This is a genomic window from Pseudomonas sp. TH07 (assembly GCF_016651285.1).
Taxonomy (GTDB): domain Bacteria; phylum Pseudomonadota; class Gammaproteobacteria; order Pseudomonadales; family Pseudomonadaceae; genus Aquipseudomonas.
In genome coordinates this window covers 5,938,278-5,953,576 of record NZ_JAEKED010000001.1, presented here as the reverse complement: position 1 = coordinate 5,953,576, position 15,299 = coordinate 5,938,278, and the positions used below count along the sequence as shown (strand labels likewise).

At 62.2% G+C, this 15,299-nt stretch carries 16 protein-coding genes; 7 read left to right on the top strand and 9 right to left on the bottom strand.

Annotated features, from left to right (window positions below; translation table 11 throughout):
- Positions 1–21 precede the first annotated feature (21 nt).
- Complete coding sequence (locus tag JFU57_RS27195; protein WP_201131435.1) at positions 22–840, bottom strand: shikimate dehydrogenase family protein; 819 nt, start codon at positions 838–840, stop codon at positions 22–24.
- A gap of 146 nt (positions 841–986) precedes the next feature.
- Between JFU57_RS27195 and JFU57_RS27190 the strand changes: the two genes are divergently transcribed.
- The 7 genes from JFU57_RS27190 (at position 987) to JFU57_RS27160 (ending at position 7,253) form a co-directional block, all read left to right on the top strand.
- A complete protein-coding gene (locus JFU57_RS27190; protein ID WP_201131434.1) occupies positions 987–1,760 on the top strand; it encodes an IclR family transcriptional regulator domain-containing protein in 774 nt (257 codons plus the stop codon).
- Between the two features lie 330 nt (positions 1,761–2,090).
- On the top strand, positions 2,091–3,293 hold the full coding sequence (locus JFU57_RS27185) for a pyridoxal phosphate-dependent aminotransferase (RefSeq protein ID WP_201131433.1): 1,203 nt from the start codon (positions 2,091–2,093) through the stop codon (positions 3,291–3,293).
- Positions 3,294–3,347: 54 nt separating this feature from the next.
- On the top strand, positions 3,348–4,247 hold the full coding sequence (locus JFU57_RS27180) for a transporter substrate-binding domain-containing protein (RefSeq protein WP_020295059.1): 900 nt from the start codon (positions 3,348–3,350) through the stop codon (positions 4,245–4,247).
- A 211-nt stretch (positions 4,248–4,458) separates the two neighbouring features.
- Positions 4,459–5,187: an amino acid ABC transporter permease gene (locus JFU57_RS27175; RefSeq protein ID WP_078468840.1), complete on the top strand. Its 729-nt coding sequence runs from the start codon at positions 4,459–4,461 to the stop codon at positions 5,185–5,187.
- A 2-nt stretch (positions 5,188–5,189) separates the two neighbouring features.
- A complete protein-coding gene (locus tag JFU57_RS27170; RefSeq protein WP_078468841.1) occupies positions 5,190–5,876 on the top strand; it encodes an amino acid ABC transporter permease in 687 nt (228 codons plus the stop codon).
- A complete protein-coding gene (locus JFU57_RS27165; protein WP_078468842.1) occupies positions 5,873–6,601 on the top strand; it encodes an amino acid ABC transporter ATP-binding protein in 729 nt (242 codons plus the stop codon). Before JFU57_RS27170 ends, JFU57_RS27165 begins: the two co-directional genes overlap by 4 nt.
- A 193-nt stretch (positions 6,602–6,794) precedes the next feature.
- Positions 6,795–7,253, top strand: a complete 459-nt coding sequence (locus tag JFU57_RS27160) for an Lrp/AsnC family transcriptional regulator (RefSeq protein WP_201131432.1) — start codon at positions 6,795–6,797, stop codon at positions 7,251–7,253.
- Positions 7,254–7,304: 51 nt separating this feature from the next.
- On the opposite strand, the gene JFU57_RS27155 is transcribed toward JFU57_RS27160, so the two are convergent.
- The 8 genes from JFU57_RS27155 to JFU57_RS27120 form a co-directional block, all read right to left on the bottom strand.
- A complete protein-coding gene (locus JFU57_RS27155) occupies positions 7,305–8,531 on the bottom strand; it encodes an aminotransferase class V-fold PLP-dependent enzyme (RefSeq protein ID WP_201131431.1) in 1,227 nt (408 codons plus the stop codon).
- A gap of 206 nt (positions 8,532–8,737) precedes the next feature.
- Entirely contained in the window at positions 8,738–9,409 is a 672-nt protein-coding gene (kynB, locus tag JFU57_RS27150; RefSeq protein WP_201131430.1) for an arylformamidase, read from the bottom strand.
- A 19-nt stretch (positions 9,410–9,428) separates the two neighbouring features.
- Complete coding sequence (locus tag JFU57_RS27145; protein ID WP_201131429.1) at positions 9,429–10,829, bottom strand: FAD-dependent oxidoreductase; 1,401 nt, start codon at positions 10,827–10,829, stop codon at positions 9,429–9,431.
- Positions 10,830–10,889: 60 nt separating this feature from the next.
- Positions 10,890–11,744 carry a tryptophan 2,3-dioxygenase gene (kynA, locus tag JFU57_RS27140; RefSeq protein WP_078468847.1) on the bottom strand — a complete coding sequence of 285 codons (855 nt, stop codon included), beginning with the start codon at positions 11,742–11,744 and terminating at the stop codon, positions 10,890–10,892.
- Positions 11,745–11,767: 23 nt separating this feature from the next.
- The gene (locus tag JFU57_RS27135) at positions 11,768–12,040 is read right to left on the bottom strand and encodes a MoaD/ThiS family protein (protein ID WP_078468848.1); all 273 of its coding nucleotides are present in this window, start codon (positions 12,038–12,040) and stop codon (positions 11,768–11,770) included.
- 21 nt (positions 12,041–12,061) lie between these two features.
- Positions 12,062–12,496: a M67 family metallopeptidase gene (locus JFU57_RS27130; RefSeq protein WP_201131428.1), complete on the bottom strand. Its 435-nt coding sequence runs from the start codon at positions 12,494–12,496 to the stop codon at positions 12,062–12,064.
- Positions 12,497–12,530: 34 nt separating this feature from the next.
- Positions 12,531–13,694, bottom strand: coding sequence for a molybdopterin-synthase adenylyltransferase MoeB (gene moeB, locus JFU57_RS27125; protein WP_078468850.1), 1,164 nt, complete (start codon positions 13,692–13,694; stop codon positions 12,531–12,533).
- Positions 13,695–13,864: 170 nt separating this feature from the next.
- The gene (locus tag JFU57_RS27120) at positions 13,865–14,974 is read right to left on the bottom strand and encodes an aminotransferase class I/II-fold pyridoxal phosphate-dependent enzyme (RefSeq protein ID WP_201131427.1); all 1,110 of its coding nucleotides are present in this window, start codon (positions 14,972–14,974) and stop codon (positions 13,865–13,867) included.
- Between the last annotated feature and the right edge of the window lie 325 nt (positions 14,975–15,299).

Here is a 15,299-nt window from a genome sequence, read left to right as displayed (position 1 = left end):
TTTGAGGACGTTGCCGGAGAGTCAGATTTCCAGCGGCGTGACGCCCATGAAGTGCCCCAGGTTGCCCAATTGCGCCAGGGCCATTTCCGGTCCGGTCTGGATCGGGCAGCCGAGGCGTCGGGCAAAGGCGAGAAAGGGTGTCACTGCCGGTGAGGTCACGACGTCGGCCACCAGGGTGCTTGCGGTCAGGGTTGCCATCAGGGCGTCGGGCAACGGCATCGGGCCCTCATCGCGGGTTGCCCCCATGCCCACTGGCGAGGCGTTGACCACCAGGTCGAAGGGGGCGAGCGAGGCCGGTCCGGCGCTGATCGCGATAGCCGGGAAGGCTCTGCGCAACAGCTTGCCGAGTGCCTCGACACGTTCGTGGCTGATGTCGCTGATGACCAGGCGACTGACTCCGGCCTGGCACAGTGCGTAGGCAATGGCGCTGCCCACGCCGCCTGTGCCGATCACCAGGGCCTGTTTGTGCTGGGGGTTGAACCCATGCTTGCGCGCGGCGTTGAGAAAGCCTTCGCCGTCGACGATATCGCCCACCAGCCGGCCGTCGGCCTCGCGGCGGATCACATTGATCGAGCGCAGCGCCGTCGAGCGTTCACTGACGCTGTCCAGGCTCCCGGCCAACTGCTGTTTGTAAGGCACGGTCACCACGCATCCGCGCAGGTTGTGCCAGCCGCGCAGGGTCTGGACGAAAGCGTCGAGGGCGGTTGGCGCCAGGTCGATGGCGATCATCGCGACGTTCTGCTGCTGGTCGACGAACCAGCGATTGAAGTTTTCCGGCGACTTCACCTGGGCGATAGGTGAGCCGACGATGGCGACCAGTTCAGTTGAACCCTGGATCATGGGGTAGTCCCGCTTATTGGCTGTGTTGTGGAGCCAATACTGCAAGCGAGGTACAGGGCGGACAATCAAACGCACCCTGGAATATATTGATAATCGCAGCGCCACTGCGATAATCGCAGTATTTGCCCCTCAAGGAGCCACGCCCGATGAAGCAACCCACCATCCATCAGCGGGATCTGATCGTTGGCCTGCAAAAGGGCTTGGCCCTGTTGCAGCTGTTTTCCCAAGAACATCCGCGCTTGAGCGTGCCCGAAGTCGCGCGCATGGCCGAGATGACCCACAGCGCGGCGCGGCGCTTTTTGCTGACGTTGGTGCATGACGACTTTGCCCAGACCGATGGCCGCCATTACTGGCTGACCGCCAAAACCTTGCGCATCGGCCAGGCCTATGTCGATTCCGCGGTATTGCCGCGCATGCTGCGCCCGATCGTGGAGCAGGTGGCGCGGACCACCCAGGAGCATGTGTCGGTGGGCGTGCGTGATGGGGATGACATTGTGCACGTGGTGCGCAGCCGCTATAGCCACATCACCTCGATGTCGATCCGCCCCGGTTCACGGGTGCCGATGTATTGCACCGGCAGCGGCCGGCTATGGCTGGCGAGTCTTTCCCCGGAGGCGCTGGCGGCTTACTTCCAGCGCAACCCGCCACGGGCCATCACCCCGTACACCCTCACCGACGAAACCCTGATCCGCCGTGAAATCGCCCTGGCCGGCGAGCGCGGCTATGTGATGGTGGATCAGGAATACGAAGTGGGCATGCGCGTGCTGAGCGTGCCGCTGATCGATCGGGAAGGGCACTTGCAGGCCACGCTGACCCTGACCACTCACGCCTCGCGCATGACCCTTGAGAGCATGCGCGAGCGCTACCTGTCGGCGCTGTATGAAGGGCAGGCACTGTTAAGGCCGATCATGACGCTCTGAGTTTCAACGACAGGCCGTTTGGAACCTGTTGAAAGGGCGCTTTTTGCGTGATGGTCATCATACGTCTGTCGCAAATTTGACGTCCTCATAGCACTCTTCGTCGATTTATCCAGCGCGTTTCACTGCGCGGATGCCGATCCCTGAAGCCTGAATCAGCTGAGCAGCCCTTGTTTGCTAGGTTTCACGAATTTTATCGCCTCGCAGAAAACAGCTGTATTTGCCGATTGCGAAATCAAAAAATCACATGTCATACTACATCGTACAACAGCAGTGAGGCGCTGGACGATCTTCCATGGTCTTCAGCAAACCTCCAAATAAGGCGGGTAGTTCATGAGTTTTGAAAGTCAGCGCGTCAAGCAGATCTCTTCCTCTCCCAGCATGATCATCTCCATGCGTGCCAAAGAACTCGCCAGCCAGGGTCGCGACATTGTCGACATGAGCCTCGGCGAGCCGGACTTTGATACCCCGGCACATATCATTGATGCCGCCAGCCAGGCGATGCGTGACGGGCATACTCGCTACACGGCGCCCCAGGGAACTCTGGCGCTGCGCCAGGCGATTGTCGGCAAGTTCCAGCGGGAAAACGGCCTGAGTTTCAGCGTCGACGAAATCACCGTCGGCAACGGCGCCAAGCAGGTGATTTTCAATACCTTCATGGCGACCCTGGAAGCCGGTGATGAGGTGATCATCCCCGCGCCGTACTGGGTTTCCTATTCCGACATCGTCACCCTCAACGGTGGCAGCCCGCAGGTGATCGCCTGTGGCATCGAGGTCGGCTTCAAGCTGACTGCCGAAGCGCTGCAAGCCGCGCTGACCGAGAAAAGCCGCTGGCTGATTCTCAATTCACCGTCCAATCCGAGTGGCGCCATCTATTCCCAGGCCGAGTTGCAGGCGCTGGGCAAGGTGCTCGAAGACTTCCCCAACGTGCTGGTGATGTCCGACGAGATCTACGAGCACGTATTGCTTGCCGACCAGCCGTTCGTCTCATTCGGCAACGCTTGTCCTCAGTTGCGTGAGCGCACGCTGTTGATCAATGGCGTGGCCAAGGCCTATGCCATGACCGGCTGGCGTATCGGTTATGCCGCGGGCCCCAAGGCGCTTATCGCGGCAATCAGCAAAATCCAGTCCCAGAGCACTTCGGGCGCCAGCGCGATTTCCCAGGAAGCGTCGCGCGCCGCACTCGAAGGTCCGCAGGCATTCGTGAAGAGTTGCGCCGCCGAGTACGCCGAGCGCGGCCGCATGCTGGTGGAGGGCCTGAGCCAATGCGAAGGCTTGCGCCTGAGCGCGCCGGCGGGGGCTTTTTATGCCTTTCCCGAGTGCAGCCAGTTGTTGGGGCGCACCGCACCTGACGGTCAGGTGCTCACCGATGACGTCGAGTTATCGGCCTACCTGCTCAATCACGCCGGCGTGGCGGTCGTTCCGGGCCTGGCGTTTGGGCTGCCGGGTTACTTCCGGCTGTCGTTCGCCACATCCCGCGCAAACCTACAAAAAGCGGTCGTTCGTATCCGCGAGGCGCTCGCAGCCTTGCGCTGAAGCCCTCGCTCTTTTGCTGTGCCAAAGCTGCCAAAACAATAGTCGGAGATCCCCATGCTCGATAAAAAGAAACAGCTGCTTGCCCTCGTCGTGACTGCCTGCCTCAGCGCCGGCGCTGCCCAGGCGGACGACCTCACCGGGACCCTGAAGAAGATCAAGGAGTCGGGCACTGTCACCCTTGGCTATCGCGATGCATCGCTTCCGTTTTCCTACCTCAACGATGCCCAGCAGCCCATCGGCTACAGCATCGAGCTGTGCCAGAAGATCGTTGATCAGATCAAGGTCAAGGTCGGCGAGCCCGGCTTGAAGACCGAGTACGTCTCGGTGGTCGCAGCCACCCGTACACCGTTGCTGATCAACGGCACCATCGACCTGGAATGCGGCGTTACCACCAACACGGTCGAGCGCCAGAAACAGATCGGCTTCCTGCTGACCAGCTACGTGGCCAGCGCCAAGTATGCCGTGAAGAAAACCTCTGGCATCAACAGCATTGCTGATCTCAAGGGCAAGTCGGTGGTGGTGATTACCGGTGGCAGCGGTGAGTGGATCACCAAGAAAATCGACCGCGAACAGCAACTGGGGCTGAAAATCCTCAACGCCAAAGATGGCGGTGAAGCCTTCCTGATGCTCGAGACCGGCCGCGCCGTGGCCTACATCAACGACGACGTGCAGTTGATGGCGACCATTGCGCAAAGCCGCAGCCCGGATGCTTACACCTTGCTGGCTGAACCCATGTCCGCTGAACCCTACGCCATCGGCATCCGCAAGAATGATCCGCAGTTCAAGACCTTCGCGGATGACGTATTGCGCAACCTCTACAGCAGCGGCGTGATCGATACCCAATACCCGAAATGGTTCCAGCAGCCGATTCCGCCGAAGAACGCTGTGATCAACCTGCCCATGAGCGACGCGCTGAAAGAAGCCATCGCCCACCCGAACGATACTGGCGTCTGATGCCACCCAGTGGGTCGAGTGAATACGGATCTGTGAGTAGTTAGTGTGCTGGTCATGAACGTCAAGGATGACGCGTGCGGTGTGGATGCACGTTGCAAAGGAAGGTGCTTCGCGAGCCAGCAAACGGCTGCTCCTGTGCATACGTCCCGTTCCTCGACCTGCCGGCATCTGCGAATGCTGAGTTCCGCTTTCTCTCAAAGGTTGGTGTTTCATGGATTACAACTGGAATTGGAGCGTGTTCTGGGACTTTGCGCCCGGAGAATCGTCTTCCTATCTGCATTGGCTGGTCACGGGCACCAGCTGGACTCTGGCTACAACCCTCGCCGCATTCATCCTGGCCTTTCTGATCGGTGGCCTGGTTGGCACCCTGCGTACCAGCAGCCTTCGACCGCTGGTGTGGCTGGGTAACCTCTACACCGAGGTGTTCCGCAATATCCCCTTGCTGGTGCAGATGTTCATCTGCTTCTTCGTGATACCCGAGCTATTGCCGGTATCGATGGGGGACTATCTCAAGCAGGACTTGCCCTATCCCTCGTTTTTCAGCGCGGTCGTGGCGTTGACCCTTTTCACCTCGGCCAAGCTGTCGGAACTGTTCAAGGCTGGCATCGAATCGGTTGCCGCCGGGCAGCGCGGCGCGGCGTTGGCCTTGGGCCTGCGTCCGAGCCAGATGTACCTGCAGGTACTGTTGCCCCAGGCATTGCGGGTGGTGTTCCCACCGCTGACGTCCGAGGCGCTGAACACCCTGAAAAACTCATCGGTGGCCCTGACCATTGGCTTGATGGAATTGACCGCGCAGGCGAGAAACGTCAGCGAGTACTCGTTCAATACCTTTGAGGCGTTCACCGCCGCAACCTTGATCTACGTGGTCATTTCGTTGCTGGTGACCTTTGTCATGGGGCACATCGAGCGTTCCCTGACCCTTCGCGGCGCGACGAGGTAGTTATGTTTGAACTCGATCCAAGCGTAATCGTGCGGGCTATGCCGGCGCTGTGGAATGGCCTGAAGTTCACTTTGCTGCTGACGCTGGTGGCGATGTCCGTCGGTATCCTGGCCGGCACCTTGCTGGCGCTGATGCGACTCTCGCAGAACCGCGTCATGCGCGGTTTTGCCCTGGGTTATGTGACGGTGATGCGCAGCATTCCGTTGGTGCTGGTGATTTTCTGGTTCTACTTCCTGATGCCGCTGCTGCTGCAAATGGCTTTCGGCACCGAGAGGCCGGTGCAGATCGGTCCGGTGGTCACCGCCTTCGTGACGTTCTGCATGTTCGAGGCGGCGTACTACAGCGAGATCATTCGCGGTGGCATCCAGAGCGTCAGCGGCGGCCAGAGACAGGCCGCGGCGGCCCTGGGCATGCGGCCGGCACAATCAATGTTCTACGTGATCCTGCCCCAGGCGATGCGGCGAATGACGCCGTTGCTGCTGACCCAGACCATCATCCTGTTCCAGGACACCTCACTGGTCTACGTGCTTTCCATCGCCGACTTCACCGGTGCAGCGAGCAAGTTCGCCCAGCGTGACGGGCGCCTGGTAGAGCTGTACCTGTTCGTGGCCCTGGTCTACCTGGTGATTTGCTATCTGCTGTCCAGCCTGACCAAGCGCATGAAAAGAAATATAGGGAGAACCGCATGATCCAGATGAAAAACCTGAGCAAGTGGTATGGCAACTTTCAGGTTCTGAAAAACTGCACCACTCAGCTCTCGCGGGGGGAGGTGATGGTGGTGTGCGGACCTTCCGGTTCGGGCAAGAGCACCTTGATCAAATGCGTCAATGGCCTGGAGCCGGTGCAGAAAGGCGAGATTTTCATCGATAACCAGCCCGTCACCGGCAAAGGGGTCGACCTGCCCAAACTGCGTGCTCGGGTGGGCATGGTGTTCCAGCATTTCGAGCTGTTTCCGCACCTGAGCATCATCGAAAACCTCAACCTGGCGCAGATCAAGGTACTGGGCCGCGACCGCGACACAGCCACCAAAAAAGGCATGCAACTGTTGGATCGCGTCGGCCTCAAGAACCACGCCCACAAGTACCCGATCCAGTTGTCCGGTGGCCAGCAGCAGCGGGTAGCGATCGCTCGTGCCCTGGCCATGGACCCAATCGCGATGCTCTTCGATGAACCGACCTCGGCACTCGACCCGGAGATGGTCAATGAAGTGCTGGACGTCATGGTCCAGTTGGCAAGTGAAGGCATGACCATGATGTGCGTCACCCACGAAATGGGCTTCGCGCGCAAAGTGGCTGATCGCATCGTGTTCATGGACGGCGGAGAAATTATCGAGGACGTGAAGTCTGAAGAGTTCTTCGGTGCGCCACGCTCGGATCGGGCACGCAGCTTCTTGTCGAAAATCCTGCAGCATTAACCAGCGGCAAAAGCACGGCAGGCCCCATGCCGCGCAACTAACGCCCGATGCCTTGCATCGGGCGTTTTGCGTCATGGGTCGCGGTTCTGGTCTGCGGCGGTTTGGGTGCTGTCTCTGATGCTGCGCAACAGGTTTGCATTGCAATGACCGCCATGATTTCCTGCGCGGGAATCCTGCGCCCTGGTGACCTTGCATGACTGACTTCAAGCTTGATCGGATGGATACACGAATAATCGCTGTGCTACGCAAGGAAGGTCGAATTAGCCATCAGCAACTCTCCATCCTGGTGGGGCTGTCACCTTCTCAGTGTCAGCGACGGGTGAAAAGGCTCGAAGACGAAGGCGTGATCCGTGGCTACTCAGCGGACATTGATGAAAACAAGCTCGGCAATGATGTCAACGCGTGGGTGCTGGTGACCTTGCAGCGAAACCAGCCAGGCGCCCGCGAACGCGTTGCCCTGTTGCTGCAGAACCGGCCGTGGGTGCGCCTGGCGACAGGCATCACCGGGGATGTCGATTTCATGCTGCGCGTGGTTGCGCCACGCATGGCCAATTTCACCCGGATTTTGGTCGATGAGTTGAGCAGCCACCCTGATATCAGCAGTACGCAGTCATTTATCTGCCTGGATGAGCTGGTCGGTGATCGCTCGTGAAGTCAGCATGGGTACCGGGCGCGGCAGCACCCATGCGTGGTGGCGGTGAGCTTAGAGCGACTCGTCCAGCGCCCGTATCAGTTGTTGCACTTCCTCCTGGGAGGTGTAGTGAACAAATGAAAGACGGAGTACGCCTTCGTCGGGATTGATCCCGAGCGCTTCCAGCAGGCGCACGGCATAGAAATGGCCAGCGCCGGCGATGATGCCCTTGGAGGCAAGGCGCTCGCAGACTTCGCGAGGTGTGGCATTCATGGTTTGCAGTGACACGGTCGCGGCTTTTTTCTGCGCGTTGGTGGGGCCCAGCAGCCGGACACGCGGATCCTTGGCGCAGAACTCCAGCAGTGGGCTCAGCAGCCCGACTTCGGCCTGCTTGAACAGTTTCCTGAGGTTTGCGCCGCGCTCGCTGTTGTCGGCCTCGGGAAAATGGTGGGCATGCACGCTGTCAAAATAGGCTGTGACGCCGTTGACCGCTGCGACCTGGGCATGGTCGGGCCCGGCCGGGACGAACCACTTGGCCAGGTGGGCGGCGTTAAAGTAGTGCGCCTGGTTGCCGAGGAAATCCATCAGCGGCCGTCGAATGACCATCGCGCCCAGGTGCGGGCCAAAGGTCTTGTACAGCGAGAACAGGTAGACATCCGCGCCGAGCTCGGCGACATCCGGCAAGCCATGGCCAGCGTAAGAAACACCGTCGACAACGGCTACGGCGCCGACCCCATGGACGATTTCGCAGATCTCGCGGACCGGGTTGATCTCACCCAGGATGTTTGAACAGTGGGTGAAAGCCACCACTTTGGTGCGTGAGGTCAGGAGTTCTACCAGGGCCGCTGAATCCAGGGAGCCGGTGGTCGCGTTGACCTGCCATTCTTTTATGACGATGCCGCGCTTGATCAGCCGACGCCACACGCCATTGTTGGCCTCGTGGTCCTGGTTGGTGACGATCACCTCATCACCCGCTTCGAGCCGATTGGCAAAGGCCTCTGCCAGCACATAGCTGTTCTGTGAGGAGGAGGGGCCCAGGTGGACCTCCTCGGGTGCGACGTTGAGGTAGCTGGCCATTTCGCGATGAGCACGGTCCATCTCCTCGCCACCCCAGCGAGATGCAGGGTGCACACCGTAGGGTTGCATCTTGTTCTGACGGTAAAAACGATTGAGGCGATCGATGACGTCCTGGCAGGCGTAGGAGCCGCCAGCGTTATCGAAAAATGCCTGGCCTTCGAGCGAGGGCTCGGCAAAGGCCGGGAAATGGCTGCGGATGAACGGCAGATCGAGAGTGGGCATGAACAAGACTCCGGCATCGCTAGGGGGAATTTGACACTTCCTATCCTAATGGCTGACCCATGCATAAGGGCCGCATAAGTAGGGCGGGCGAACCCCGTCAATGCAGGAATCTCGCGTCATAACCTCGTTAGATGCGTGAAATCCGTCATGAGTGCCGGTGGTAATTGCTCAAGCATTGAGTGAGATCGCTGAAAGCCTGCCCGACCTTATCCCGCTTGCCCCTCCGGCGATCCCGGCCGCCCCTCCGGCAGGCTGCGCAACACCGCCCGCACCGGGCTCGCGTCCAGGGCCATGAACTTGAGGGGCAGGGCGATCAATTCGTAGTCCCCGGCCGGCACTTCATCCAGCACCAGCCCTTCGAGGATGGCCATGCCATGGCGCTCGATGGCGTGGTGTGCGTCCAGGGTCTTGGACTGTTGCGGGTCCACCGAGGGCGTGTCGATGCCCACCAGCCGCACCCCGTGCCGCGCCAGCAAGTGGAGGGTGGCCACGGCGATTGCGCTGGAGTCCGGGTCCCAGGTGCAAGGGTTGCTGCGACGATACGTGCGCAGCAGGATGCGTTCCGGTGCCCCGGCCAGGTGCGGCGCTACCTGCTCCGGCTGGACCAGGGCGCCGCTGTCGAAGCAGTGGATCACCCGGCAGGTTCCCAGGTAGGGCTCGAGGGCCACCGCGCCAATGGCGGCGCCGCGGCTGTTGTAGTGCAGCGGAGCATCGGCATGGGCCCCGGTGTGGGGCGAGAGGGTGATTTTTCCGACGTTCACCGGGCACTGCTGATCCAGCACCCAGACGGCTTCCTGACGGTAGCGGGTGTCCCCCGGCCAGGTGGCGAGGGTGCTGGAGATCGGTGGGCTGATGTCGAACAGTTTGCGTGCGGGCACGTGGCAGGCTCCTTCGCAGTCAGCAACGGCGACCCTGGGCCAGGTCGCTCAGGGGCGGCAGGCAGCGGGTCACTTCGTGCTCCACGGCATCCAGGTTGATCGAGGTCAGGTCGGTGTGGTTGGCCACGGCGAATTTCAGCAGTTGCTCCTGGATCTGCCCGCGAGCCAGGGCCTGGGCATAGGGCAGACGGCTGAAGGTGACCATGCTGTAGCGCGGGATGAAGCGCGTGGGTTGGCGCTGGGCCATGATTTTTCCCAGCTCGCGCTCCAGCAGGTAACTGGGGCTGGCGACCTTGCTGCTCATTTCCACGTAGTTCTCCAGGGCCATGGCCTGGATCGCCAGGGCGTTGGGCTGGCGTTGCGCGGTGAATGCCGCAAGGGCGCTGGCGATATTGCCGGGCTGTTGCAATTGCTCGGCGAGGGCCACCGCGTCTTCCAGGGCGCAGTTCATGCCCTGGCCGTGGAACGGCACCATGGGGTGGGCGGCATCCCCCAGCAGCACGGCCTGGCCGCCGATATGCCAGGTGTCGAGGCGCAGGGTCGCGAGCTTGCCGGTGGGGTGATTGTCGAAGTCCTGTTCCAGGCTGCCCAGCATCGGCGACAGCCCTGGGAATTCGCGGTCGAAAAAGGCCCGGGCGGCGCGTCCATCGACCAGTTGGGCGAAGCACGGGCTGGTGGGTTGGGTCGTCGGGCTCTGGTGGTGCAGGAACAGGGTGACGGTGAAGCTGCGGTCGAGGTTCGGCAGGGCGATGCACATGTAGTCGCCGCGAGGCCAGATGTGCAGGGCGTTGGGCTCCAGGCCGAAGTGCGCGCTGGCCTGTGGGGTGATCTGCAATTCCTTGTAGCCGTGGGGCTGGGTTTCCAGTTGCTGGTCCAGGTCGACCACCTCAGCCATGGCGTGGCGCACCGCTGAGTTGCAGCCGTCGGCGCCGATCAGCAACTGGAAGCGGCTGCCCAGGTGAGCCCCCGAGGCGTTGCTGAAGGTCAGGCGCTGGCGGGGGAAGTCGACGCTGTGGAGCCCCAGGTTGAAGTGGATTTTCGCCCCGGCCGCTTCGGCGCCGTCGAGCAGAATCCGGTTCAGACGATCGCGGTTGATCGACCAGATCACCTCGCTGTCATCGCGTCCGTACGGTTGCAGGCTGGGGGCCGTGCCGGGGACGTGCACCATGCGCCCGCGCATCATCACCGCTTCGGCCAGCACCTCGGGTTCGAGCCCGGCCAGGCGCAAGGCATGGGCGCCGCGTTCGGCCAGGGCCAGGTTGATGGAACGGCCGCGGGCCCCGGTTTCGATGCGCGGATCGGAGCGTCGCTCGAACAGGCTGACACGCCAGCCCTGGCGGGCCAGCAGGCGGGCAACCAGGGCTCCGGCCAGCCCGGCGCCGATGATGGTGACTTGACGAACGTTGTCTGTAGCGGTCATGGCGAATTCTCTTGGGGTGGTGCCCGGTTCGCAGCGGCAGCGGGCTTGATAAGGCGTCGGCTAAAGGCTCGAGCGCAGGCTCCAGAGCTCAGGGAACAGCACGGTGCCGAGCATCTTGCGCAGGTACTCGACGCCTTCCGTGCCGCCGGTGCCTTTCTTGAAGCCGATCACCCGCTCGACCACGGTGACGTGGCGAAAGCGCCATTGGCGAAACGCATCCTCGATGTCCATGAGCTTTTCTCCCAACTGGTACAGGTCCCAGTAGCGCTCCGGTTGTTGGTAGACCTGGACCCAGGCGGCCTCCACCGAGGCATCGCTGCGGGTCGGTTCGCTGGGGTCGGCGTCCAGTCGCAGGGCGGCAATGGGCAGGCCCTGGCGCGCCATCTGCTGGATGATCACGTCGTACAGGGAAGGGCTGTGCAGGCAGCGTTCGAGGTTGCGGGCGATCTGCGGCGTGTGCTGGTGCGGCAGGAGCATGGCGCGGTTCTTGTTGCCGAACATGAACTCGATCTCGCGGTACTGGTAGGACTGGAAGCCCGAGGCTTGCCCCAGGTCCGAGCGAAAGCTGATGAACTCCATGGGGCTCAGGGTCGCCAGGATCGACCAGGAGCTGACCATCTGCTCCATGATCCGCAGGACCCTGGCCAGCACCCGGTGACTGCCCCCCAGTTGGCCGTGGTCGATCAACTGGCGGGCGTGACGCAGTTCATGCAACAGCAGCTTCATCCAGAGTTCCGATGCCTGGTGCTGAATGATGAACAGCATTTCATTGTGTTGCTGGGAGCGTGGCGCTTGTGCGTCCAGCACTTTATCCAGCCCCAGGTAATCGCCGTAACTCATGCTTTCGGCGAAATCCAGTTGGGCGTCATGCCATTGTTGGGGTGGTGCTGGGTGCATATAGGGGCAAGGGCACATCGGTCATTCCTCGCTCGGGGGCGTTAAAAGCAGCCACCGGCGACGGCAGGCAGGATGGTGATCTGGTCCTGCTGCGTCACGGCGCTGTCGAGGCTCTGCAAGAAGCGGATGTCATCGTCGTTGACGTAGATATTGATGAACTTGTGAACTTCGCCGCCGTCGATCAGGCGGGCCGCAAGGCCCGGGTACTGCTGCTCGAGCGCGTCGATCACTTGCCTGACCGTTTGCCCCTGGGCCTCCACGGTTTTCTGGTTGGCGGTCAAGTGGCGCATCAGGGTGGGAACAATGATCTTCATGGGGTGGCACTCCGTAGGGGGTTAATCGGGCAGGTTCAGTGCAGCGGCGGGCAGCGCATCGATGCGCACTTCCTCTTCGCTGACACAGCCCTGGACAATGCGAAAACTGCGCAGCGGCGGGTCGTAGTCCGCGGTGCTGATAATCAGGTAATGGGCATTGGCGTCGGTGGCGAACGCGATGTCGGTGGCACTGGGGAAGGCCCGCGATGCGGTGTGGGAGTGGTAGAACACCCGGGGTTCTTCATCCCGGGCGTCCATCTCGCGCCAGACCTGGAGTTGCTGGCGCGGGTCGAACTCGAAATACACCTCGGAACGGGCGCGGTTGACCATCGGGATCAGCCGCGTGGCGCGCTCGCTGCCGGCGGCTGCGGCGATGATTCCGCAGCATTCGATCGGGTGCGCCTGGCGCGCCTGGTCGAAGATCGCGCTGACGATGTCGTGGCTCAGCAGCAACATAAAGGGCTACTCGTTGGGGGCGGGGGGCGCGGGATCAATAGGCCGGCAGCGTCGGCGCATAGGCCGCGGCCCAGGCCAGGACCCCGCCTTCGAGGTTGCGCACGTTGTCGAAGCCTTGCTCGGTCAGGGCCTGGACCACCGTCCTGGAGCGGCTGCCGGCCTTGCAATAGACGACGATCTCGGCGTCCCGGGAAAGCTGCGCGTGGTGCACGCCGCTGAGCACCTGCTGCATCGGCATGAGCTGCGCCTGGGGGATGTGCAGGATGTCCCATTCGTTCTGTTCCCGGACATCGATCACCTGCAGCGGCTGCCCGCCCAGGCGCAGGGCTTGCAGGGCGTGGGCATCCAGGCTGGGCACGCTGGCCGGGGTCGGCACGCTGCCCAGGCCGCACAGTTGCTGGTAGTCCTGCAGCGCGGTGATCGGCTGGCGCTTGAGTGACGGGCGCAAAGGCAGGAAGCGGTAGCTCATTTCCAGGGCGTCATACACCGCAAGGCGCCCCAGCAGCGGCGTGCCGATGCCGGTGATCAGCTTGATGGCCTCGGTGGCCATGATTGCCCCGATGGAGGCGCAGAGCACTCCGAGCACGCCGCCTTCGGAACAGGATGGCGCCAGGTGCATGGGCGGCGGCTCGGGGTACAGGTCGCGGTAGTTGATCCCGCCGCCGGGTGCCTGTTCCCAGAACACCGAGGCCTGGCCTTCGAAGCGGTAGATCGAGCCCCAGACATAGGGCTTGCCCGCCAGCACGCAAGCATCGTTGACCAGGTAGCGGGTGGCGAAGTTATCGGTGCCGTCGAGCATCAGGTCATAGTTGGAAAACAGCGCTACGGCGTTGTCGTTGTCCAGGCGTTGCTGGTGCAGGTTGATCTGGATATGGGGGTTCAGCGCCTGCAAGGTGCGCTTGGCACTTTCAGTCTTGAGTTGGCCCACTTCCGCGAGGCGATGTATCACTTGTCGCTGCAGGTTGGACTCGTCCACCACATCAAAGTCGATGATGCCCAGGGTGCCGACGCCGGCCGCCGCCAGGTACAACAGCGTGGGCGAACCCAGCCCGCCGGCACCAATCACCAGGACCCGGCTGTGCTTCAAGCGTTGTTGCCCTTGCAGGCCGATTTCGGGCAATAACAGATGCCGGCTATAACGGCTTATTTCACTGGCGCTCAATGTGGCGTCAGCCTCTACCAGGGGGGGAAGTTGCATGGCTGTTCCTGTCTTGAATGAAATTCTGGGTGAGCGAAGCCCGCACCTCGATCAGCAGGTGATGCAGGCGTTGAAGGTTGTAGTGCTGTTGACGGTTGTAGCGCCGTTGCAGTCTTTTATTGACCAGGCCCCGGGGTCAGCCCATCAAGGCGCCCATGCCCGCCGGTTGTTTAAATCGGATAGAAGAAGCCGTGGAAGTTGGCGCAAACCGTTTGGCTCATGACGGACTTGAAGACGTCCATTTCATCCCGGGTGCCTACCGTGACGCGCACCCACTCCGGGGCTTCGGGCCAGGCACGGCCGATGTGCACGCCGTGTTCCGCGAGGACCTGAATGACCTGGGGGGCCCGGTCCCCGACCTTCATCATGAAACAGCTCGATTGTGAGGCCGTGCACGGGATGTCCCGGGATTGCAGCCAGTTGATGGTTTCCTGCCGGGCCCGGGCGATTTCGAGCTTGCGTTGTGCCACTTGAGCGCTCTGGCCGAGGCTGGCCAGGGCGGCCTGGGCAGCGGTGATCGAGACGTCGTCGGCGGGCAGGGTGGTGATGCGCTGCAAGGTCTGGGGCTGGGCCATCGCCATGCCGACCCGCAGACCGGCCAGGCCATAGATCTTGGAAAAGGTGCGGAGCACGATCAGGTCGGGGCGCTGTTCGACCCAGGGCAGCATCGAGCGTTCATCGCAAAATTGCAGGTACGCCTCGTCCACCAGCAACACCGCGTCCCGGGGCTTTTCCGCCAGGGCCTGGAGGATGGCCTTATGGGGCGTGATGGTGCCGGTGGGGTTGTTCGGGTTGCACAGGTAGATCAGGCCGGCGTCTTCGATCGCGCACATGCGCTCCAGGTCGTGGGCGCCGTTTTTACCCAGGGCCACCTTGTGCACCTCGGCCCCGGCGCGCCGGGCGGCCAGCTCGCAGATCGGGTAGCCCGGAGAGGCCATGACCAGGGATTTGCCCGGCCCGGTAAAGGTCGCGGCGGCATAGTGCAGGGCCCGGTTGGAGCCCGGGTGCAGGGTCAGGTGGTCCCGGGGCACTGCCAGTTCCTGCGCCAGGGCCTGGTGCAGTTGATCGATCGCAGCGAAGCCGTAGCGCCCGCAATCCGGCAGGCTGTCGCGGGCCGCCTCCAGGGCCGGGGGCAGGGGGCCGAAAGGTGATTCGTTGAAGTTCAGGTACACCGCACGGTTATTCTGCTTGCTCGCCGCCTGGCCGCCACTGCTGGCACTGGCACCTGGCGTCTGGGGTGTGAAGAGGTTGCTGTTTCTGAAGAAGTTGGAGAATTTCATCTCGGTTAAAAGTCCTGGAGAGAAGGGGGCGTGCGCAAGCTCGGGGAGCCGACAGCGAGGTTGGCGTGGGCGCCGGTTGCGGCCTCAAGTGGCCGTGGGGCGAGTAGCCGGCCGCGACGGTTTGCCGGGCGTCTTCCGGCATCTGCCAGGTATTGATAGGGGGAGCGCCTGTGGCGGGTGCAGGCATGCCAGGTCAATGGCTTGGGGCTGCAGCAGGGGCGGTGGGCTGGGGCCATCGCTCGGTGCGAATTCCTTTCTAGCATCACTGTGATCTCGAGTTGTCTCGTCGGGATTGGCCACACGTTAGAACCATTCTCAGGGGGGT